The 21,495-nt window shown below is 49.8% G+C and carries 27 protein-coding genes; 12 read left to right on the forward strand and 15 right to left on the reverse strand.

Translation table 11 applies throughout. The features are described from left to right. Positions 1–2: 2 nt before the first annotated feature. From GQ52_RS06460 to GQ52_RS06505, 10 genes are all read right to left on the reverse strand, one after another. Positions 3–920 carry a type II secretion system F family protein gene (locus GQ52_RS06460; protein WP_047516026.1) on the reverse strand — a complete coding sequence of 306 codons (918 nt, stop codon included), beginning with the start codon at positions 918–920 and terminating at the stop codon, positions 3–5. Then, on the reverse strand, positions 920–2,185 hold the full coding sequence (locus GQ52_RS06465) for a CpaF family protein (RefSeq protein WP_047516029.1): 1,266 nt from the start codon (positions 2,183–2,185) through the stop codon (positions 920–922). The genes GQ52_RS06460 and GQ52_RS06465 overlap by 1 nt, the downstream gene beginning before the upstream one ends. Positions 2,186–2,192: 7 nt before the next feature. Continuing rightward, positions 2,193–3,401: a lipoprotein gene (locus tag GQ52_RS06470; protein WP_047516032.1), complete on the reverse strand. Its 1,209-nt coding sequence runs from the start codon at positions 3,399–3,401 to the stop codon at positions 2,193–2,195. Positions 3,402–3,406: 5 nt separating this feature from the next. Continuing rightward, positions 3,407–4,762: a type II and III secretion system protein family protein gene (locus GQ52_RS06475; protein WP_235273013.1), complete on the reverse strand. Its 1,356-nt coding sequence runs from the start codon at positions 4,760–4,762 to the stop codon at positions 3,407–3,409. Positions 4,763–4,786: 24 nt separating this feature from the next. Then, entirely contained in the window at positions 4,787–5,716 is a 930-nt protein-coding gene (gene cpaB / locus GQ52_RS06480) for a Flp pilus assembly protein CpaB (protein ID WP_047516039.1), read from the reverse strand. A 27-nt stretch (positions 5,717–5,743) separates the two neighbouring features. Then, the gene (locus GQ52_RS06485; RefSeq protein WP_024930511.1) at positions 5,744–6,235 is read right to left on the reverse strand and encodes a TadE/TadG family type IV pilus assembly protein; all 492 of its coding nucleotides are present in this window, start codon (positions 6,233–6,235) and stop codon (positions 5,744–5,746) included. Next, positions 6,232–6,681, reverse strand: a complete 450-nt coding sequence (locus GQ52_RS06490; RefSeq protein WP_024930512.1) for a prepilin peptidase — start codon at positions 6,679–6,681, stop codon at positions 6,232–6,234. The genes GQ52_RS06485 and GQ52_RS06490 overlap by 4 nt, the downstream gene beginning before the upstream one ends. A 40-nt stretch (positions 6,682–6,721) precedes the next feature. Further along, the gene (locus GQ52_RS06495) at positions 6,722–6,901 is read right to left on the reverse strand and encodes a Flp family type IVb pilin (protein ID WP_019883574.1); all 180 of its coding nucleotides are present in this window, start codon (positions 6,899–6,901) and stop codon (positions 6,722–6,724) included. 377 nt (positions 6,902–7,278) lie between these two features. Continuing rightward, complete coding sequence (locus GQ52_RS06500) at positions 7,279–8,424, reverse strand: diguanylate cyclase (protein ID WP_047518566.1); 1,146 nt, start codon at positions 8,422–8,424, stop codon at positions 7,279–7,281. A gap of 205 nt (positions 8,425–8,629) precedes the next feature. Continuing rightward, positions 8,630–9,031, reverse strand: coding sequence for a helix-turn-helix domain-containing protein (locus GQ52_RS06505; protein WP_024930514.1), 402 nt, complete (start codon positions 9,029–9,031; stop codon positions 8,630–8,632). Positions 9,032–9,107: 76 nt separating this feature from the next. On the opposite strand from GQ52_RS06505, the gene GQ52_RS06510 reads away from it, so the two are divergent. The 3 genes from GQ52_RS06510 to GQ52_RS06520 are packed head-to-tail and all read left to right on the forward strand — an operon-like array spanning position 9,108 to position 10,441. Further along, positions 9,108–9,596 carry a DUF2938 family protein gene (locus tag GQ52_RS06510; RefSeq protein WP_019883571.1) on the forward strand — a complete coding sequence of 163 codons (489 nt, stop codon included), beginning with the start codon at positions 9,108–9,110 and terminating at the stop codon, positions 9,594–9,596. Positions 9,597–9,610: 14 nt separating this feature from the next. Further along, positions 9,611–9,850, forward strand: coding sequence for a DUF2798 domain-containing protein (locus GQ52_RS06515; RefSeq protein WP_019883569.1), 240 nt, complete (start codon positions 9,611–9,613; stop codon positions 9,848–9,850). 36 nt (positions 9,851–9,886) lie between these two features. Continuing rightward, on the forward strand, positions 9,887–10,441 hold the full coding sequence (locus GQ52_RS06520) for a pyridoxamine 5'-phosphate oxidase family protein (RefSeq protein WP_047516041.1): 555 nt from the start codon (positions 9,887–9,889) through the stop codon (positions 10,439–10,441). Positions 10,442–10,444: 3 nt separating this feature from the next. Here GQ52_RS06520 and GQ52_RS06525 read toward each other — a convergent pair whose 3' ends face one another. Both GQ52_RS06525 and GQ52_RS06530 read right to left on the reverse strand, forming a co-directional pair. Then, complete coding sequence (locus GQ52_RS06525) at positions 10,445–10,780, reverse strand: multidrug efflux SMR transporter (protein ID WP_019883567.1); 336 nt, start codon at positions 10,778–10,780, stop codon at positions 10,445–10,447. A 13-nt stretch (positions 10,781–10,793) separates the two neighbouring features. Next, a complete protein-coding gene (locus GQ52_RS06530; protein ID WP_047516048.1) occupies positions 10,794–11,048 on the reverse strand; it encodes a hypothetical protein in 255 nt (84 codons plus the stop codon). Positions 11,049–11,289: 241 nt separating this feature from the next. On the opposite strand from GQ52_RS06530, the gene GQ52_RS06535 reads away from it, so the two are divergent. Both GQ52_RS06535 and GQ52_RS06540 read left to right on the forward strand, forming a co-directional pair. Then, positions 11,290–11,688: a hypothetical protein gene (locus GQ52_RS06535; RefSeq protein ID WP_047516051.1), complete on the forward strand. Its 399-nt coding sequence runs from the start codon at positions 11,290–11,292 to the stop codon at positions 11,686–11,688. Between the two features lie 113 nt (positions 11,689–11,801). Beyond that, the gene (locus GQ52_RS06540) at positions 11,802–12,590 is read left to right on the forward strand and encodes a hypothetical protein (RefSeq protein WP_047516054.1); all 789 of its coding nucleotides are present in this window, start codon (positions 11,802–11,804) and stop codon (positions 12,588–12,590) included. A gap of 71 nt (positions 12,591–12,661) precedes the next feature. On the opposite strand, the gene GQ52_RS06545 is transcribed toward GQ52_RS06540, so the two are convergent. Further along, positions 12,662–14,887, reverse strand: coding sequence for an EAL domain-containing protein (locus GQ52_RS06545; RefSeq protein WP_047516060.1), 2,226 nt, complete (start codon positions 14,885–14,887; stop codon positions 12,662–12,664). Positions 14,888–15,178: 291 nt separating this feature from the next. Here GQ52_RS06545 and GQ52_RS06550 point away from each other — a divergent pair, with 291 nt between their 5' ends. The 5 genes from GQ52_RS06550 (at position 15,179) to GQ52_RS06565 (ending at position 18,233) form a co-directional block, all read left to right on the forward strand. Next, a complete protein-coding gene (locus GQ52_RS06550; protein WP_019883561.1) occupies positions 15,179–15,757 on the forward strand; it encodes a PEP-CTERM sorting domain-containing protein in 579 nt (192 codons plus the stop codon). A 165-nt stretch (positions 15,758–15,922) separates the two neighbouring features. Next, positions 15,923–16,381, forward strand: coding sequence for a hypothetical protein (locus GQ52_RS06555; protein WP_019883558.1), 459 nt, complete (start codon positions 15,923–15,925; stop codon positions 16,379–16,381). A 253-nt stretch (positions 16,382–16,634) separates the two neighbouring features. Further along, positions 16,635–16,790 carry a DUF3309 family protein gene (locus GQ52_RS13915; protein ID WP_081755146.1) on the forward strand — a complete coding sequence of 52 codons (156 nt, stop codon included), beginning with the start codon at positions 16,635–16,637 and terminating at the stop codon, positions 16,788–16,790. Between the two features lie 58 nt (positions 16,791–16,848). Beyond that, positions 16,849–17,241 carry a PA2779 family protein gene (locus GQ52_RS06560; RefSeq protein WP_255360761.1) on the forward strand — a complete coding sequence of 131 codons (393 nt, stop codon included), beginning with the start codon at positions 16,849–16,851 and terminating at the stop codon, positions 17,239–17,241. Positions 17,242–17,258: 17 nt separating this feature from the next. Then, on the forward strand, positions 17,259–18,233 hold the full coding sequence (locus tag GQ52_RS06565; RefSeq protein ID WP_047516061.1) for a PA2778 family cysteine peptidase: 975 nt from the start codon (positions 17,259–17,261) through the stop codon (positions 18,231–18,233). A gap of 55 nt (positions 18,234–18,288) precedes the next feature. Here GQ52_RS06565 and GQ52_RS06570 read toward each other — a convergent pair whose 3' ends face one another. Next, positions 18,289–19,893, reverse strand: coding sequence for an EAL domain-containing protein (locus tag GQ52_RS06570; protein ID WP_047516064.1), 1,605 nt, complete (start codon positions 19,891–19,893; stop codon positions 18,289–18,291). A gap of 235 nt (positions 19,894–20,128) precedes the next feature. Next, positions 20,129–20,608: a DUF421 domain-containing protein gene (locus GQ52_RS06575; protein WP_235273017.1), complete on the reverse strand. Its 480-nt coding sequence runs from the start codon at positions 20,606–20,608 to the stop codon at positions 20,129–20,131. Between the two features lie 303 nt (positions 20,609–20,911). On the opposite strand from GQ52_RS06575, the gene GQ52_RS13920 reads away from it, so the two are divergent. Together GQ52_RS13920 and GQ52_RS13925 are read left to right on the forward strand one after the other, a co-directional pair. Beyond that, a complete protein-coding gene (locus GQ52_RS13920) occupies positions 20,912–21,064 on the forward strand; it encodes a DUF3309 domain-containing protein (protein ID WP_081755147.1) in 153 nt (50 codons plus the stop codon). 227 nt (positions 21,065–21,291) lie between these two features. Beyond that, a complete protein-coding gene (locus GQ52_RS13925) occupies positions 21,292–21,456 on the forward strand; it encodes a DUF3309 family protein (RefSeq protein WP_081979318.1) in 165 nt (54 codons plus the stop codon). The last annotated feature ends 39 nt before the right edge of the window (positions 21,457–21,495 follow it).

The following is a 21,495-nucleotide window of genomic DNA, read 5'->3' on the forward strand; positions in this document are numbered from 1 at the left end:
CGTCAAACACTCCGTAGCATGCGCCAAAGGATGAGTGCCCCCAGCCCTTGAAATACCATGGCGGTCACTATCATGGTTTGCCCTGAGGCATCCTCAAGTAACATGTTCAGGTAGTTGGGGTTGGTTAACATGATGTAGCCAGCGATGACCAGCGGCGTCACTCCCAGCACCCAGGCCGACATTCTGGTTTCGCCGGTCATGGCGGCCAGTTCCCGCCGCGCCAGCTCCTGCTGACGCACCATTTTTACCACGCTCTCCAGCATGTCACGCGGGCTGCTGCCGTGGTGATTGCTGATGCGCATGGCCAGCGCAATCAGGTTCAGTTCACGCAAATTATGTAGCTTGGCTGCCTCTGACAGGCTTTCGATCATATCTGCGCCCAGGTCCGCTGCGCGCACCACGCGATCCACCACGTCACGTAATGGTGTCAGTGCCTCGCTTGCGGCAAAACGCATGGCGCTTTCCAGGCTGCGGCCGGTACTGAGGCTGCGCAATACCTGATCAATAAACAGGGGGATCTGGGCAACCGTTTGTGCCCGTCGCCGATGCAAGCGGCTGTATGGCAGCAGAAAACCGAACACAAAGATCGCGGCACTGAAGATCAGCACGGCGCCCACAAAACCATAGATGAGCCACCCCACCATGCCGGTGAACATGAAGGCGACCGGGATACCAACAACATGCTTCTTTTGCAGCTCGAACCCGGCATAGATAGAGGCGCGCACCTTAAGCAGGTGCCAGTAACTTTGCTGGTCGCCGGGTGCGACGCCGGAGACGGTACTGCCATACGGTAGCACCTCTCTGAAATGCAGCATCATGCGTTCGCGCAAACGTTTCTGTTTGCTGTGCCTGAGCATCCATGCGGCGAGTAGCAGCATGCCTATGGCGCCGACAATGAACGAGATGGCCAGTGTATTCATCACAGTTTCCTGAACGCCAGGTCTTGTAACTTTTTATTGCAGGGGCGGACCATCGGGTGTGCAAAATACCCGGTGTTGGCGTCATAAGCATAGAGTTCATTCAGCACGAAATGACCATCCCGTACCCCTGCAATCTCGGTAATCGAGATCACTTTGCGTTGCCCGTTGGGCATGCGGGCAATTTGCACCACCAGCTCAATCCCGGCGGCGATCATTTTGCGCAAGGTGGCTTCTGTGCCATGAAATTTGGCTAATCCCGCCAGCATTTCGAAACGCAACATGGCGTCTTCCGGACTGTTGGCATGCACGGTACTCATACATCCGTCATGGCCGGTATTCATTGCCTGCAGCACATCCATCACTTCTTCGCCGCGCACTTCGCCCAGTACGATGCGGTCTGGCCGCATGCGTAAAGAGTTTTTCACCAGTTCACGTGCAGTGATTTCACCATGGTCGTCGATATTCGATGGCCGGGTTTCCAGCCTGACCACGTGTTCGTGTTCCAGTTGCAGCTCTGCGGCATCTTCAATGGTGACGATACGCTCGCTGTGGGGAATAAAGCGGCTTAAGACATTCAATAAGGTTGTTTTACCGGCGCCGGTCCCGCCACTGACAATCAGGTTGCAGCGACGCTCAACAGCGGCGGTCAAAAACGCCAGCATATCGTTGTCTAAGGTGCCGTATTGCAGCAAATCACCGGACAGCAAGGGTTGCTTGCGGAATTTACGAATAGACAGGCAAGGGCCATCAAGCGCCAGTGGCGGAATAATGGCATTGACCCGGCTGCCATCCGGCAAGCGGGCATCCACCATGGGGCTGGCTTCATCAATACGACGGCCCAAGTGCGCGAGAATGCGGCGAATCACACGTAATACATGTTCGTTATCAATGAAGCGCAACGAGGTGGTTTCGAGTCGTCCATCCCGTTCTACAAAAATCTTTTTAGGGCCGTTCACCAGAATATCGTTAATACGGTCATCCTTGATCAGGCTTTCCAGCGGGCCAAAGCCCGCCAGCTCATCGACGACTTCTTCGACCAGGTTGTCCAGGTCGTAGCCACTGATGGGCAGATGCCGCTCGGCGACATAGCTGATCACCTTCTCCCGCACATAGTCTGCGATGTCACTGCGGGCGAGGTCCAGCAGGCCGATATGGTCACGTTCAATTTCTGCAATCAGGTGCTGATGGAGTTGAAACTTGAGCTCCTGATAGTCTTGTGCCTGTTTCAGGCCATAATCAAATCCACGTAGCTGCAGGTTCATCATTGCCCCTCTAGTGCTTTTCACGCAGAGGCGTGATCGCAGAAATCAGTTTGTGAAGCAGACCGTCCTTTTTCTCTGAGGCAGAGACAGGGGCGTCCAGTAGTTTGTCGGCCAGTTTGCGTACACTGACGCTGTATGGGTCATTTGGCGACAGCTCAAACATGCTTTCCCCTGAATTCATGGTGGCCAGGCGTGCCATGCCTGACGAGGATAGGGTGGCCAGCAGCGGCAGGCCAAAAGACTGGGCAATACTCTCGGCATCAGGCGGCATTTTTGACAGGTAATGGTCTACCACGACACCTGCGCCACTCAACGCGACTTTTTCTTCTCGCAGATGTTTGATCAGTTGCATGTTTTGCCGGCAGCTAGGCACACTTTGTTCGACTAGCAGCAGTACTTGATCGACATTGCCTAATAACAGCAGCAGGAAATCCGAGCCGACCATGCCACCAAGATTGACGATGATTCTGGGGAAGTGTCGACGCAAACTCCGTAACAGCACGCAGACATCTGCTGCCGTGAATTGTGCGCCTGCCCAGGGGTCTTCCGGCATTGAGAGTACGGTGAGGCCACTTTTATGTCGGCCAAAGCCGGTCTGGATCAGTGTGGAGTCGATTCTGCGCAGGCTGCGAATGGCATCAATAAAACTGTAGGACGAGGTCAGCCCCAGGTATAACATGGCATCTCCGTGCGGGACGCCGAGGTCAAGCAGCAGGGTAGGTTCCGTCTCTTGCACGGCCAGGGCCAGGTGCAGGGCCAGCATCGGTGAATCACTGCCAGGTCGCGCACTGATCACGGCAGTGATTTTGCCGCCATGATCTGCTTGCGGTGCATGCAATGCCGCATCGCGAGGGGTCAGGCGTTTAACTTCAGCCACCACTTCGCTGGCACGGGTATCGGTCTTGATAAAGTCGCGCGCACCCAGGCGCATTACAGTTAATAGCAAATTCTGGTCAAAAGAATCTGCGACGACGATCACCGGCAAGAATGGTTTGGCTGCAATAATGCCTTCAATCAACTGGGCCTCTTGCCGATAGTCGGCGGGATTCAGCTGTATAAAGATGGTGGTAGCCCCCACCGCATCCGAGAGTTGTACTATGCGCTCTGTTGCAGGAGAGTCGCCGGGAATTACATCCCCTTCATCCTTGAGTGATTGGCTTAACCATTGCAGGCATTCCTGGGTCTGGGTGATGGCAATATAGCAGTTGCGTTCACTCATCTCGATTACCTCGAAAAACCGGTGGCAGGGATGCCAGCATCTGGCTGGGGCCCTTTTTGGAAAAACAAGTCACTGAAACTGGGGTTGTAGTCACGCAGGTTGCCGCCCGGCAATACGGGCATGGCTGCATCTTTGGCAATGGGGCGCACCAGGTGTGGGGTCACGATCATCAACAATTCCTTATCTTCACGTTCGAAGCGGGTCGATCGGAAAAAGGCACCGATAATTGGTAAATTTCCCAGGCCTGGCAATTTGTCCACGTTTTGCAGCGTATTGCGGCTAACCAGCCCGCTAAGCACAAAACTTTCGCCATCCCCTAAGGCAACGCTGGTGTCCGTCCTGCGCACACGCAGCCCTGGTACGGCTACACCGCCACTTTGCACCGCATTGGAGAAGTCGATTTCACTGACTTCAGGCGACACCTTAAGGAATATTCTGTTTGCATCCAGCACCGTGGGCGTGAGCATGAGGCGCACCCCGTATTCTTTGTAGCGTATGGTGACGGTGCTATCGCCCCCGGCGCCAGCGCGGATGGGGACCGGAAACTCGCCACCCGCCAGGAAGCTTGCACTTTGACCAGAGAATGCGGTCAAACTGGGTTCTGCCAGCGTATACGCAAAGCCATTGGCCTCGAGAATGCTCAGTGTGCCGAGCAAGCCCCGGCTTGCATTCCCGGCCACAAAATTGAATGCGCTGGCATTGGCTAGAAAGCCTGAGGCACTATTCAGCGTAAAGCTGTTATCCCCAGTTTGTACGCCACTCAGGTTTCCCGGCGTGCCGATGGCGATGGTGGAGTTGCGACTATTCTTACCCAGGAAAAATCCGGCGCGCATCATATTCTGGCGGCTGACTTCTATCACTTTGATATCAATCTGCACCTGGTTATCAAAGTTGCTTGAAGTGGCGTCCATGGGCGCCTCGGCCTTTTTATCTATCGCCTGGCGTGCTAATGCGTGTTCTTCCAAGGAGTCTGCATCGCCAGCAATCGCTACCTGGCTGCCTGCCGGTAATAGTTTGATCGATTTGGAAAATTGCAGCCTTTGCTTTTCAATCGCCGTGCTAATGCTCACGCTGACCTTGATCTGCTTGGCGGGCGCTGCCGCCTGTTCGCTCTCCCAGATTGAAATCTCGGTCGCGCCCGGCTGTTTACCTGTAATCATGAGATTGCGCGATGTCAGCATAGTGATATTCGCAATGTCCGGGTTACCTACCGCGACACGTTTGACCGCTTTGGCATGCACATACACCTGCTGGGTCCCGACAACCAGGCTCAGCTCATTGGGCTCCTCGGCCTGGGCAAGCAGCGCCAGGCTGCATAGGCAACTCAGCAGCATTGACCAGGCATATTTCATTGTTTGCATGATGTATCCTTGGCTTTCTTATTGTTATTTTTTCACGTTGACAACGTCTACCTGCTCACCGCGATGAACAATAATGCGTTGCCGTTTTGTGGCAGGCGTATGCTGTTTCACGGCAACTTTGGTGGTCTCCGCTGTGGTGCTAACCGGAGTGGCGGGCGCTATCCCTGCAGGCTGGGAAACTTCGCCAAGGCGGACAAACTGGTTAGTTGTCGTCGCTGATGCATCTGTCCCAGGCAGTGATTCGCCGCGCAGGGCTAAACGCAATATGCCCGTGCTATCTGCCAGCATCAGTTTTGACGTATCTTGTGCGTGTACCGCCAGAATGGCAGAACGACTGTCCCGGCTATTTTTGCTGTCGATCCGGCTATTGCTCAGCCCCAGCTTGTTTGGTGTTGCTTGAGCGACTTCTTCCTGTGGGATGGGTTCAGGCTCTCCCGTCTGTGTACCATAGGCCAGCACTTTCACATTGGTCAGCACCACTTGGCTGGAACTCACTTGCCCGGTTTCCTGGTCTCTGTGCAAATACAGCAGCACGTCTACACGATCCCCCGGCTTGATAAAACCACCGACCCCGATCACTTCATTGACCTTGATGGCAACTGCACGCTCATCAGGCGCAAGTCCCTGGCCAAATACATTCTTGGCAGGAAAGTGGGAGGTTTTGAATGGTGTATCTTTCATGATTGTGCTGGTGGTTGCTTTACCTATCAGGTGTTGTGGATCACTGAAGGCCTGCTTGTCATGTTGCTGCGTGGTAGCTACTTTGAGGTCTTCAGCAGTCAGCACGTGCCCGGCGGCAATATCGTTTGTGGCCAACACGTGTGAGTACGAGGGCACGACAACGGTTAATGACTCCGCAGGTTTTTTGTTGCTGATCCGATAACCGAGATAGCCGGTAACGATGGCGGCGATCACCATCAATGCCGCTAATATACGCAGGAATGTACTGTTCATGATGTCATCCTCCGTGTGGTGTCTTTTTTAAAGTTCGATCACTGCTGTGCCCGCCAGATCGGCAGGTACCCTGGGGATCTGGCCAATCACAGGTAAGGTCAGCATGGGGATCAGGGGGTCATTGGCATAACTGCTATACACCACGCGAACAGTCAGCTGGTTGCCATTCATAGACAATTGCACTTTGCTGTTAGCGGAACCCAGTACTTTATCTTTTGGCTTGGCAGGCAGCCAGTTCAGTGAATTGCCAACCACCGTTCTGACTCTTGGATCTACGCCATTGCTGAGATAAGCCGAATTATTGGCATATGCCAGACGATCCACTGCAATCGCCGCCCGCGCGCCTTCTTCCACCGCATGCACAAACGCAGATTGCATGAGCATCACAATGGCGTAATTCACCATGGCGTAGAACAGCGCAAAGAAAATAAGAAACAGCATCACAAACTCAATCGCAACCGATCCTGTTTGTGTGCCCAATCGTGGCAGGCGGAAAATTTTATTGATTGGTTTTATCATTTCACCATTCCTATGACACAGAGTAGTCCCGCGCTTAAGGCGGCCCCAAAAGGCATCCACCGTTTGGGGATTGCTTGGTTTGTCCTTAATCGAATGAATAGCATGTACACCAGGCCGAATACGCTTGCCAGCATGGCTGCAATCACGAAGGTGAGCAGCATCGTGTGCCACGGGCCAAGTAAAGCAATGACCAGCAAGCATTTGACATCACCGGCGCCCAGCATGCGTGCAGCATAAGCTGGCAATGTCAGTAGCAGGCTGGCGACGACACCAAGCGCGACAGATTGCCAGTTTGCGCCAAGCATGGCTTGCCCGGTGATCAGCAACCAGCCTATGGCGATCAAGCCTAACCCAAGCGTTAAGATGTTTGGGATACGCCTTGCATACAAATCCGCCAGGCCGATCCCCAGGCACCAGACAATGATGATTGTTTCTGCGATAGGCATAGGCTGCATTCAGTGTGCAATTGCCTGATGTTCGCAGTGATTATGGAGTGAGTGCTGTTGAAATCTGGGTAAAAATGTCGGAAATGAGGCCGTTAATCGGCTTCACGAAAGTGACCAGGGCAATGGCTACCATCGCTGCAAGCAGTGCGTACTCAATGGCGCTGGCACCTTCTTCGTCGCGCAAAAATTTTGAAATGACTACTTTAATCGTGTTGTGCATTTTGATTCCCCGAGTATTTTTTTGGGCTTGCTTTGACTTTAAGTTGTCGGCATAGACCCAAATTAATTTTACAAATGACAAAACCAACTTCTAAAGAGCGACTGAAATGATTGCTGCAGCGGGTCAGGCTTCATTGCTTTACCCAAAAAAACATTTATGTAATTTTTATAGCAACTAATGTGCCCACTTTACAACTGGTATGAGCATTATTTAAATTGTTTTTTTATAACTGTTTGATTTTTAGTGATTTTTGTTGAAAATAATTTACTATGTCTTGGCCGAAAATGCATTGGCCTTGTTTACAATTTTTGTCTAGGGATGACAAAATATGACAGAGATGTAAAAGTCTTTGTAACATTCGAGGGCATGCAAGCCCTTTAGACTTCTTTTGTCGGGCTTAATATTTGCCATTCGGCGCGATTGCGCCCATTTTCCTTGGCGCGATAAAGGGCTTTATCCGCTTCTTCTATCAGTTGTTGCATGCTGTTTTCCATCGTTGGCACGATGGTTGCAATGCCCATCGAAATGGTGACGATTTCATGCGTGGATTGTTCGTGCCGGATATTGAGCTTCTGAACGGCCGTCAGCATGCTGTCGCTGATATTGCGTGCTTCGTTTAAGGGGGTGTGAAACAGCACCACCGCAAATTCTTCGCCACCGTAACGGGTGATTGAGTCGCCTGTTCTGCGCGCGCAACTATCTAGCGCTGATGCAACTTGCCTCAGGCATTCATCCCCTGCCTGGTGACCATAGCTGTCATTGAATTTCTTGAAGAAATCCACATCCACCATCATTAATGACAGCGGTACTTTGGCGCGGGAGGCCTGTGCCCAAGTGGTTGCCATGTTGGCATCAAAACTTCGGCGGTTGCCAATGCCGGTCAGGCGATCTTCCCAGGAGGCCTGTTCCGACGATATTTGTTTGAGCAAGACATCAATCAGAATTTTGCGTACTTCGCTTGCCGATGCCCACAGTGTTGCACCCACTACCACCAGGATGACCAGCACCATATGTAAGGTCTCGAAATCCAGAAACGGTGTCGCCAGCAGCAGGGGCGCATAGACGCCAATCGCAAAAGCAAAGAAAATCGGCAGGAACACGACCAGACGCGGCAGTGCCACGATGACCGCGATGAGCATAATGATCAGAATAGCGGCTTTGCTTGAGCGACCCAATAGCGGCAGTGCGATAGAGAGCGCACCCCAGCCCAGCCCGGCCATGCCTGCGGCCATGACATGACGGTTGATGCGTGCCAGTTCAATGCTGACATTGGCCGAGAGAAAGTCCAGGCGCCCCAGCCACCAGTGCCAAGCATGTGCAACCAGCAGCCAGGCGTACCATGCGCCTGCATAGACGCCGCCGATGTCCCAGGCCAGCATGGCAGCAGCCACCAGTCCACTAAACAATACAATCAGCTTGCCACTGTTTTTGCCTCGATAAACGTGGCGCAGCTCTTCACAGGCAAGATCATGCGGATTGAACTCCAGAGTCTTAATGGCACTTTCTCTTGTTTTATTGACCACGTTCAATCCTGTTCTAATGCGTTGATTATTTGAATGTGGCAATCGGCAGGTACAGCACTGAACATGACCGGATGCCAACGATTTATCGCATGACGAGTGTGCTTATTATGCTGCATTTTGTAGGACTGTGCCTGTTAGCTTGCTGCAAATTGTACGGCTAGTCCGGTCTAGCTCTGGTCAAGATAGTTTATGGATATTGTGTGCTTTAATCGCTGCCAGTCAGCCTGCCTTTGATGGCTGCTTTCATCAGCCTTCTGAAGGATGGGCATTCCAAGTGTGAGGGCGCTTGACACACAGCGGCATGCTTGAGGCAGTTGCTCATGATGGTGAGTCGTTGAATGGTCTCGTCGATATGTGCCGCTTTATCCAATAGCTTATTGCGATCCACCAGGTGTTGTTGGTTTGCGGCAAACATGGTGCTGATTTCTTGCAAGGAGAAATCAGCACATTTGGCCAGGGAGATCAGGGCCAGTTGATCCATTACATCCGCTGAGAAATATCTTTGCAGGCCTCTTCTGCCCAAGGATTTGATTAATCCTATTTCTTCGTAATACCTGAGCGTCGACGCTTTTATTCCTGTCTTTTTCACGACTTCAGAAATGTTCATTTCAGGCTTGACCTCAAGTTAACTTGAACTTGTATAGTGCGTTACACGGTATGCATTCGTCAATAAAGGGAGCGATATGAAAGTGACTATTTTATACAATGGGGTGCTAGTCGGCCTGCTAGCGACTATGTTGTTTGATGGCTGGTTATGGGGGCAGAAACAATTGGGGTTAAAAACACTCAATTTTGCCTATCTTGGCCGCTGGTTCGGACATTTCACACAGATGAAATTCGTGCATGACAATATTGGCAAATCACCAGCATTGACTCACGAATGGGGTATAGGCGTGGCCGTGCATTATGCCATCGGCATATTGATCGCTGAGCTATTGCTACTGGTTTGTGGTGAGCAGTGGATGCGCGAGCCGGAAATTGGCGCAGCGCTGGCGGTTGGAATGCTCACGGTTGTTTTCCCACTGTTGATTATGCAGCCAGGCATGGGCGCTGGCATCGCATTTAGTAAAATGCCGCAGCCATTCATGAATAGCCTGAAAAGCCTGCTTAACCATACTATTTTTGGCTTATGTATGTTTTTAGCCGCAGAATTGATGAATCTATTGCGTTGAATAGAACGGAGGACATGAATATGCGTTACAAACTACCACGTAAATATACACCGGTTGTATTTGCTTTTTATATGTCTGCTGTCATGGCCTTGTTGATGTGTATGGTGATTGTTGCCATCAATACCGGTGTGAATGGGCATTATTTCATCAGGGTTATCAAAGCCTATGCACTGGCGATGCCGAGCGCATTTGTCTTTTTGCAATTGGTGAGGCCGCTCGTTGTGAGGCTGGTGAATGCAACAGTCGCGAGCTGATCATATAATAAACGCATATGATATTCGGGAGTGGCGATGGGTAAGCAGTTTCAAGCATTAAGTGAGGCACATACGCAGTTTATTGCCGAGCAGAAAGTGTTTTTTGTTGGCACCGCGGTGGATCAAGGACGGGTGAATATTTCTCCCAAAGGCATGCACACGCTTAAAGTGCTTTCGCCGCATCAGCTGATATGGCTGAACGTAACAGGGAGCGGCAATGAAACTGCCGCCCATGTGCAGCAGAATGCCAGAATGACAATCATGTTTATGGCGTTGTCAGGGGATCCATTAATTCTGCGCGTATACGGTCAGGCCACGGTCATCCATAAACATGACCCTGAGTGGGATACATTGATTAGTCAACTTGATCCCTTGCCCGGCGCACGGCAAATATTCGTACTGAATATTGAGCTGGTACAAACCTCTTGTGGCATGTCAGTGCCTTATATGGATTATGTGGGGGAGCGCGAGCAGCTTAATGATTGGGCTGCGGCTAAAGGTGAGGCCGGGATTGCGGACTATTGGCAGGCAAAAAACCACACCAGCATCGATGGGTTGCCTACCTATATTCAAGGCAAAGGGCTTGATTGAGCGTTAGTGCGCCACTGCTTTTGAGAACACATTCATGATGATGACTCCAGCCAGAATCAGCGCGATGCCGATCAGGGCAGGGGTATCCAGCGTTTGGTCAAAGAATACGCGGCCCACCACGGCCAGCAGCACGATGCCCAGGCCTGCCCATACCGCGTAAGCAATGCCGATAGGGATGGCTTTTAATACCAGCGATAAAAAGTAGAAGGACAAAGCATAACCGACCACCACAATCACGGAGGGAATCGCTTTGGTAAAGCCCGCGCTGGCTTTGAGTGATGAGGTCGCGGTCACTTCGCTGAGAATCGCCGCGAACAAAAACAACCAATATTTAAACATGACTCTTTTTCCTTTATGATTTCTTTGAAGCCACAGACTTCTTCCAGGCGCCGGTTTTCTTCCAGGTAAAGGTGCCGCAAGTAATCAGGTACAAAATCGCCGAGAAAATATTCAGCACGGGCACCATGCTTCTGAACGCCAAAAAGAATGCTTTGCTCAATGCATGCCTGGGCGTATCAAATTCACAGTTTTTGAATTCAATTAAGCCGCCGATTGCCGAGATAAATAGCGGTACCAGATAGAAGGCAGAAAGCACATTGAAGTCCATGGTTTTTCCTTGTGAAAATACGTCTGTATTGCATAACGATGTTCATTATAAAACGATCGTGGTGATGGCGGCGCTTCTGGTTTATTGCTGGCGGTTCATGGTTCGCGGTTCATGGTTGGGCTATGTCCGATAATTCCTACAACAGATTCAGCGCGAGTGGGATAGGGCGACGCTGTGCAGTACGGCATGATGGCACCTGTATTGATTTGACCAAAATCTAAAAACCGGGAGGCTGTTCATCATGAAAAAACCCAATCCAGTGCCAGGTGCGACCAGTGCTATGTCTTTGATCGCGATCACGGCAGGAGCGGTTTCCGCCGCGCTGGTAATTATGTTTATCGGGATGTTTATGACCGTGGTCTCGATTGGATCCAATCCACCAAGCGATATGCATGCTGAGGGCCCCATGGTTGCCAGCCATGTGTTGGTGGTGGATGCGGTGAGTAACAGGGCTGGTCAGCGTGCACACAAAGCTGAAAAAGGGCATTTTATGGATGCTTTATTGCGCGAGGATATGCATAACCCCTCTGCAATGGCTGCCGAGGGGCATGGCCAGCCAGCGGCAAAAGTGACACGTATTTTCGCGAATCCGATGTCGATGCCCTTTGTGTCAGAAAAATCCCGTGTGACCAGGGTTTAAGCCAGTATCCTTAAAATATTTGGACTTCTTGAATCTTGAGCATTTTTAGTGCATTGTTCGACATTGAGCGGAAGATTGGTATTAGCACACCTACAACAGTATTTATGAGAGATATGCTTCATTCTGGAAATACACATGCATCCCTCGACCAAGTATCTCGGTCGGCGGCAGACGAAACACGCTCTGAGAAGTCGTCAGGTGCTGAGCGCGGTTCAGTCGATTTTGGCAAAGTTAATCTCATTCTCATTGGTCTGATTGTGGTGATTCTGTTCGGCCTGCTATCCAAGGAGGATGGGAATACCGCCTACTCCAGCCACGAAATGCGCATGCAGACGCAAGTGGTGTCAGAAGCCGGGCCTGAAACGAATGCCTCTGCCGCCGAAGCCGATGTGCCAGAAATTACAAGCGCAAGCGCGGCCCAAAACGAGGTGAGTGCCACGCCAGCGGCGCCAGCAAAATCCTCACCTAAACCAAGCAGCAAGAAATCTAAAAAAACTGAAGCAATAGAGCCTGAGCCGATGCAAGCCCCCGTGGTAGAAATACATGCCAGCCAGGCACTGCCAGTGGTCGAGCCTGTGCAGCAAAAGGATACCTCAAGAAAAATGCTGGTTTTTAATATCTGGAGTGTTTCTGAGCTGAGATTAAGAAGTGCTTACACCACATTTATGAACGATAGTTCTATTCCTGCTGCGCAACTGGAGGCCAGGAAAAAAGATTATTTGAGTTTTGTGAACCATCGTGCCAAAAAATGTGGCGAGCTCGACAATAAATTTGCTGGCAATATCAACACGGTTGAGCGGCTCACGTTTAGCAAGGGTGATGTCGACATTTTGGAGTGTCACGCGGCAGAAAATAATAGTGAGTTGGATAAGCTGCACGCTTCCCGCGAGCAGAGCTTCTAGTCTGTTATCAGCGTACTTGTGATTGATCAAAGACTCCAGGTTCAGGCCTCGAGTCTTTTTTATTGATGGGCTTATAAATCCTCCAGATCAGATGGCCGCGCGCGGTAATAGCCTTGTGAGTACTGGCAACCCATTTCTTTCAGTATGTGTTCCTGCTCCAGTGTTTCAACGCCTTCGGCAATCAGCCTGATATTCAGCTGTTTACCCATAAAGATAATGGTTTTGCATAAGGCCTGATCATTCAGGTTCACTGTAATATTCTTGATAAACGATTTATCAATTTTGACATAATCAATTTTGAATTTATTGAGGTAGGCCAACGAAGAATAGCCAGTGCCAAAGTCGTCAATCGCCAGTTTGATGCCGTGCTCATGCATGCTGTTCAGGGTTTCAACCACGTTGCTGGAGGGCTCTAACAGCAGCCCTTCAGTGATTTCAAAGCAAAAGTGGTCGCCAGAAATACTGCGGGCGGCCAGGCTGGAGATGAAATGGTGAATGGGCGCGGACTGCGAGAATTGCAAAGGTGAAATATTGATGCAGATTTCTACCGGACCAAAGCGCTGCTTAATCTGCTCAAAGTCCCTGATAGTTTGCTGGAACACCCATTCGCCAAGCTCAATAATATAGCCGTTCTCTTCGGCGATACTGATAAAGACTTCTGGTGAAAGGGTGCCAAATTCAGGATGCTGCCAGCGTAACAGCGCTTCTACTTTTTCACAGCGTAAATCAGTTAAATTGAAAATCGGCTGATATTGCAGATGTAGCTGATTTTTCTGTACGGCATAGCGCAACTCATTGCTGAGATGCGTTTTTTTGGTAAAAGCATCGTGCATGCCTTCGTTAAACAGAATGAATTTGTTCTTGCCCGTGCGCTTGGCCTGGTAAAGCGCCTGGTCCGCAAACATGATCAGTTCTTCTGCCTGCAGGCTGTTGTCTGGAAACAGCGAGACACCAATGCTGATGGAAACTACAAAAGATTTTTGCTGAATCGTAAATGGCGGTGCCATCGCCGTCATCAGCTGCGTACAAAGCTGGCGCAGCCTCTCCTCACTGGCCTCCTGTTGAATCACGATTAAGAACTCATCCCCACCAAATCGGGCTGTGAGGTTGGGCGGCAAGATAATGGACTGGATACGCGCCGCTACTTTAATCAGTACCTCATCGCCCACGGCATGGCCCGCCGTATCATTAATTTCCTTGAAATTGTCCAGGTCAATAATCATCACCCCCAGCTTGTTGGGGTGATGTGTTGCTACCTGTAGTGCCTGGTCAAGCTCATGCTTGAGTTGAAACCGGTTCGGCAGCTTGGTCAGAAAGTCATGGTTAGCCTGGAACCAGATGGCGTGTTGTGCCGCCACGGCTTGTTTTTTGTTGGCCTGGTACAGTTTAAGTAGTTGAATCAGCAACAGTACGGCAAAAAAGGACAGGGCGGAGACCAGGTATGGTGTGAGTGGATTCTCGGGTGATCTGCGCCACACTTCCAGGATGTCCGGCGGATTGGTGCCAATCTGCAGGGTCGCTTTATTCAAAATACTGCGTAGCATGGGGTCGGTATCGCTGGCCGCCATAAATACTGTGCTGGTGATAGCAGTGATGCCACTTTTTCTGATGGCCTTGATTTTGTGGAAGTCCAGATGGTAGTCAAGCACCAGTTCATTGCCGACATAGGCATCTATCAGGCCAGCGTCCAGGTATTCAAAGGCTTCATCTGCAATATCGACCAGTTTGATTTTGACGCCGGGGATCAACTCCCTGAGCTTTTGAGATAAAGGCCCATTTCTGAAGACGGCTACGGTTTTGTGGGAAAGCTGGTCCAGTTGAATCTCGCTCTGATACAGCTTGTTGTGAGACGCGACATAAATGGCATTAGGCGTTTCCAGGTAAGGCGTGGCCAGCAGGTTGAAGCCAGTAGGCGTATGCTTGCCACGGATACCGGTGACGAGCGAGACCTCATTGCTGGTGATATTGTCGTGGTAATCGACGAGGGTGAATTTTAAGCCCGTGAGCTGGCTAATTTTTTGCAGATATTGAATCGAAACGCCTTTGTGCTTTTGATTCTCCAACTGAAACTCAATCGGCATCCAGCCGTTTCTCACGGCAACGCGTATATTCCGATGCTGCTTTATCCACTCTGCTTCTTGGGCTGAAAGTTGCAACCGTTGCAAATTGTCTGCGGCATACAGGCTGCCAGGCAATATTTCTTGTGCTGGTAGTGACAATGACAGGCATGTTGCGATGAGTAAAAAGCATTGTTTGATCATGCTGAAACTGGATGTGGTTGAGCGATTCAGTCGCATCCGCTCTCTCCCGAAAATACATTCTTTTATGCAAATTAAATTGTAAGTGATAGTAACGCATTGCACGGTTGAATGAGAAAACTCTTTGCGTGCCTGCTGTGTTTTCGTGTGAGGGCCAGAGAGGGGCAAGTTGTGAATGGTGCGAGATTATCTATTATTTATGTAAATGTATTTGTTTATAATTTAAAGTAAATTTACAATTATTATCAAAGCCTGTAATATCTATCAGGTATGAGTAAGTGCAGGGTTCTTTGGCGTTATTTTTTATTATTAAACTGAGTGGAGAAACAAATGAAACAACTGAGTAAACTTGCAGTAGCCATGTCCATGGCAGTCGGATGCTCGCAGGCATTTGCGGCGGCTTCTATTTTTGTGGTTGAGCCAGGCAGTGATGGATTTAACATTCATACTGCGGCATTTAACGGGTCCAGTTACGACATTACTAAACTTGTATTCGATTTCACGACTACCGTGACTAGCGATGCGAGCCATCTGGTCATTGATGGCTCACCTAGTTCGATTGGCGCACCTGCTGGCGGTACCGCGACTTTCTTTGGCAGCGGTGCAGTGTTCGGATTTGACTTTACGAGCTTCAATTCATTTGAATCTTTTAACTTTCAATGGGATCCAGATTCAGCGATTAACGGCGCTTATGGTGCCACAGGGGCGGATTTCATCGGTGGAACCGTGACTGCGTTTACAACCAATGGCCTTTATAAGGGTACGTTTGAATTGGTTGGTACTGGGCCGGATGTGGCAGCAGGGCTTTCACCTTATACGTCATCCGTGGTGCCGGAGCCAATGACTGGTGCAAGCTTGCTGGCTGGTTTGGGTGTGTTGGGTTTGGTTGCTCGCCGCCGCCGATCATAAGCGTTGTTTGTTTTTAACGCCTAAGCCCATCGAATTTATTGGTGGGCTTTTTTATTTGAGGCCAGTATTTGGTGATTGATTGGCAAGCCGTTTTTTTTCGGATGCGGTACCATAAAGGCCATGAGTGACATGGGGTCACGAAATGCTGGGTATGGAGTCTGGTGCATGAAAAATTTAGGTGTATTGTTCGCTGTAGTTTTGGTGTTGTCAGGGTGCTCAGTTAATATGGTGAAGCTGGGTGTTTATAAAAATAAGGCGCAATTAATCGGCCCGGATGGCACGGTGTATGTCGGCAGTATTCTGATCAACGACATTAGCAATGATGGCGATATTGAGTTTGAAGAGTCACCTTATGGCAAGCTGGCCGGTAAGTGGACAGCAACCAGCGCAGCAGCGCCGGTAGCAAGAGCGGGTGCCGCTGACGCACAAGCTGTTGATGCCGTGGTACGCCGGGCATACTCGGGCAAGAGTTTTCTGGTTGCCAATCAGAAAGCGGTACTCAATTGCGACTTTAAAGCCAACATAGAAGGTGATGGCTTATTGGGTAGCGTGTATGTGATTGGTGATGGTATCTGTATAGATGACCAGAAGCGTATGATTCCGATTCAGTTTTTCAAGTCATAGCTGCGCGCAGCGTATGTGCTTTTGCCACCATAGCCCGCGGATAGCGGGCTTTTTTATGACCAACAATTTGCTTAAGACGCTCACCGAATCACTCACTGTCAGGTTCAGATTATAAGACTATTCCTACAGTAAATTCAGCCGTCGTGACATGGTATTGGGTGCCGGGTGCCTGCATGATGGAGCCTCACGCATTTAATACCAACACGCTGATTGCCCGCGTAGCCGGCAATCTTTTGCTCGAGGAGCACATACGATGCTGAGAACCCTGTTGCTGGTCATTTTGATTCTGGCTTTAATCGGTGCCTTGCCTGCCTGGCCTTATAGCTCTGGTTGGGGCTATTACCCAAGCGGTGGCCTTGGTTTGGTCGTACTGATATTGCTTATTCTTGCACTCACGGGCCGGTTGTAGTTTTATGGTTGTAATGTGCCCAATTCATTTTCTCTATAAAGGAAATTAAATCATGATCATGGCTAAACGTTTTTTGAGTGCTTTTTTAGCAGCTTCGCTCTTATTTACAGGATCTATGCAAGCCGTACAGGCCGCCATGATTGGCACTGAGCAAGTCGCCGAGTCTACAATATCGGCCAAGGGTGCGCAGGACAGGGCCAAAATTGTGGATATGCTTTCACGCGATGAAGTGCAGTCTGAGTTGGTCAAGCGTGGGATCGATCCTGTGGAAGCCAAGTCACGTGTGGCTGCATTGACTGATGACGAAGCCAGCAATATGGCTTCTCAGCTTGATAAAGCGCCTGCTGGCGGTGGCATCATTGGTGCCATTGTGCTGGTGTTTTTCGTGTTGCTGCTGACGGATATTTTAGGATTTACAAAAATATTCCCATTCACACGTTCAGTACGTTAATACATTCTTATCTGGATATGCATTTAACTTTCATCCATTTAACACTTATCAAAGCCAGTCTGCGCCGAGTAAGCCTGCTGGCTTTTTTGTGCCTGTTGAATGCTTGTGCTGCGACCGGGGTGCGTGAAGCCACGCACAATATGCAATTGCCCCGTCACGCTGAACTGACGAGCACGCCTTTTTTCCCGCAGGCACAATACCAGTGCGGCCCAGCCGCATTGGCAACTGCGTTGAGTGCAGCCAATATTCAAGTGACACCAGACCAGCTGACACCAGAGGTATATATGCCCAGCCGCCAAGGCAGTTTGCAGATTGAAATGATGGCGGCAGCCCGACGGCACGGTGCGGTTTCGGTAAAAATCCCGCCGCAACTGGATGCGGTGATGCAAGAAGTCGCCGCTGGCAATGTGGTGGTGGTCATGCAGAATCTTGGTTTTTCATGGGTCCCCTCGTGGCACTATGCCGTGGTGGTTGGCTATGATCTTGATAAGGAATTGTTGTGGTTGCGATCTGGTACTTATGAGCGCTTTGAAATGTCCTTAAGTGCATTTCAGCGCACTTGGGCACGTAGCGAGCATTGGGCATTTGTGGCATTGCCACCAGGCAAATTGCCCGCCAGCGTTAGCGCAGATGAGGTCGCCAAAGCCTTGGTAGCTTACGAGAAAAATGCCTCTGTTGCGGCGCGAAAACAAGCCTATCAAGCAGCCGTAAGCGAGTGGCCTGATCATCAGGTGCTGTTGATGGGCTTGGGCAACGCCGCCTATGCTGCTAATGATTTACCCCTGGCAGCAGTAACCTTTCAGCATATGATTGAGGTGCATCCCGCTTCAGCGGCAGCCTATAATAATTTGGCCAATGTGCTGCTGGCACAGAAGCACATTGCACAGGCAGAGACGGTCGCCGAGAAAGGGCTGACTGTGGCTGGGGACGACGAAAATTTAAAATCTCAACTTGCACAGACGCTGGTTGAGATCAGGCAGTCTCAAAAATAACCACCTGTAGTGTGGGTGCTTACTTACGTTAAATGATATATTTAATAGACAACATTCATTCTGCTGTCGGCGGGTGTTTGTCCAAATAGGCGTAAAAATCTTTTCGCTTGAGTGATTTTGAGAACAACCAGCCTTGTACATATTTGACGCCACGTTCGTGCAGAATTTTCGCCTGCGCTGCTGTTTCTACGCCCTCGGCCACCATATCCAGTTGTAGCGTTTTTGCCATTTCAATAATATGAAAAGCAACATGGCTGGTGACCGCATCGGTACCTACAGAGTCCACAAAAGTCTTATCAATTTTGAGGTAATCGAGTTGGAACTTGGTCAGGTAAGACAGGCTTGAGTAGCCGGTCCCAAAGTCATCGATAGCCACCCGTACGCCGCAACTCCGGATATCCTTGATTGTCGTCAGCGCTTCATCGTCATCAAGAAACCCCCGTTCAGTGACCTCAATCAGGATTTGATTGCCCGTCGCCCCGCTGGATTTGATCAGGGTTTGAATCAGCGATAATAAGTCGCCTGACCGGATGTCGTGCGAGGAGATATTAATGCCGACATGAAAGTCCGGATGGGTATTAAAAGCGTTGCGCATATCTTTCGCTACCAGCTCAAATACGCGTTGTGTGATTTGGCAAATGACGCCAGCCGCTTCGGCAGCAGGGATAAACGTATCTGGACTGATAAATGTATTATCCGGCGTTCGCCATCGAATCAATGCTTCAGCGCCCACGCAAGTGTTGTGATGCAAATGCATGATAGGCTGATATTCTAGGTAAAACTCATCGTTCGCCAACGCGCGCAAAATAGCGGATTTAGTCGAGTACCTGGTGCGCTGCATATAGACAAATAACCCACCCAATAACAAGCCGACAATGATGGCTAGCGGAATCAGGATTTGAATAAAAGTCACGATATCATCGTTGATGTCCTTAAGGGGGATGGCGGCGACCACTGCCGTGACATTCAGCTGGTTGGGTGCGATATACACCAGCATCTGCCGCTCTTGGTCAATAAAAGTAAGTGCTTGCTTCCCTTGGTATCTTTCTAGCCAGGCAGTGGCGATCTCGCCCTTGCCGGTATACAGCCGGTGTGACTGGATGCTGAATACGCCGATGGCAACCTCCGAGTTGTCTAGTGCCTCGATCGCGTGACTGGGCACAAACATGATGGCCCAGCCTGATTTCTCGAAAATCACCAAATGCCGGTCTTGCCAGTCAGCGATCTTGATGTTGGACCACACTTTGGTACCATCCGGCTCGGTCCGGTAGGGCTTGCCTAGCACCATGCCATCCAGCAGTTCTGAGATGGAGGAACAGGCGATTTTATTGTCGCGGATATGTGCAACGCCTTGCAGAAAGAATCCTGATACATTGAATTCCTGCATTTTTTGTACCTGTTGCGGCAGGCAAGCATCTTTTTCGGCCACTGACGAAAAGTAATTCACGACATTGGCAAACTGCTGGCGTGTCGTACTCATGCGCATCAATACACCAGAGGTAATTTCCCGCAGGTGTTTCGTTTCTTTGGAAACCGCCTGGTTATGGGCAATAATTAAAGACAAGAAGATGGAAATCGAGGCGGTGATCGCAATCAGCAGCACCGTAATGCCAGTCACAATTTTTTTGTTACGCCAGCTTTTCTTTAATACGTGATCCATTTGATGCCTCCTCCCAAACGTCAGTTTCATCGCTATCGTGTCTATTGGCCAATCGGCATTATGGGATAGGCGTATGCAACCTGGAGGTGATCGAATGGGCGCAGAGTGCAAGAGTGATAAGCATAGTTTTTTTCGTTAGTGTTATTTGAATATCGATCTTGATGCTGTGAGAGACGCATGAAGCTGCGTTACTTTTACAACGCGAGAATAAACGTTAATGTGAAGAATGTCATTGTTACTTATCGTCGTGAATAATACTGAGCTGACCATCTGACTCTAATTGCATTTGTTTGACTGCTGAAATATGCTCAATGCCATCTTCACGTAGCTTGGCCAGGATATCGTCTTTGGTAATAAATTCGCGACGCATGGCACGTGTTTGCAGCACTCCGTTACGAACCAGCACCAATGGTGGTGCTTCCATCACGCGCCTGATCCATTTATTTTTGTAGCTGAGCCAGTCAATCAAGATATTCCAGCAAACCAATACGCTGATCAGTACCAGGCCGTCCATGATCGATTTAGCATCCCCGCTCATCGCGTTTTGAGAGGCATCGGCCACAATGACCACAAATAAGAAATCACCGACACCGACGCTGCCCATATCCCGGCGCAAGATGGATCTGAAGATAAGAAACAGGAACCAATAGACGATGGATCCTCGAATCACAATCTCCCACAAGGGAACGCTTAAGCTGAACGCAGCTGTATCCATGTCATTCACCCCATTTCATGATGTGCAAAGAGTCTACAGAAATAAAGCAATTGTCTTTATCAGCGCCAGATGTACTTGTTGTAGGAAAAACAAGCTATATCAAGGATGCAAAAAAACGTGCCTTATTCATTCCTACAGCAATTTCAGCCGCAGTGTCATGGTCAGTGTATTGCCATGACGGCATGATGAAGCCTTACTCATCTTGAGTATTGCTTATCCTAGGTATTATTAATCTTGGTATTCTGACCCTTGGTATTCAGGCCTGCTGTTGAGGCCGGTTTGAATCAATGACTGGAGCGTATGATGTTCAGCACTGTCCTGATTGTTATCCTCGTTGTGGCGCTGATTGGCGCCTTGCCAGCTTGGCCGCATAGTGCAAACTGGGGCTATTTTCCAAGCGGCGGCTTTGGTTTATTGCTGTTGGCATTGCTGTTACTCACATTCTCTGGAGGGTAAGCGATAAGTGGTGCCACTTTAAAAATTCTACGTACGTTGATTCAAGTAGTTAATCATTAAGCACGCAGGCGCATTCCTACAAAATATTCAGTATAAATCTCATCGTTTTTCTTTATGCCATGCTGCATAATGAAGCTGCAATAGAGTTAACTATTTCTCGCTTCAACCATTCATATGTCTTTGCTGACTGCGTGCTGTCAGTAAGCGTTTGATTGCAGGAGAACGACATGCTGGGTACGCTGCTGATAGTGATTTTCACGCTCGCTTTAATCCATGCTTTTCGTACCGGTTTCTACCGCGTGAGTTGGGGCATGGATCCAGGCCGTGCGCTGACTGTATTGATCGCTGTCTTGATTATGATGGCGTTTGCGATTGGTTTCGTTGATTTTTAATGTACGACCAGTTGTGTGATAACACTTTTCGAGGAGATA

The sequence above is a fragment of the Methylophilus sp. Q8 genome (assembly GCF_000800115.1).
GTDB lineage: Bacteria > Pseudomonadota > Gammaproteobacteria > Burkholderiales > Methylophilaceae > Methylophilus.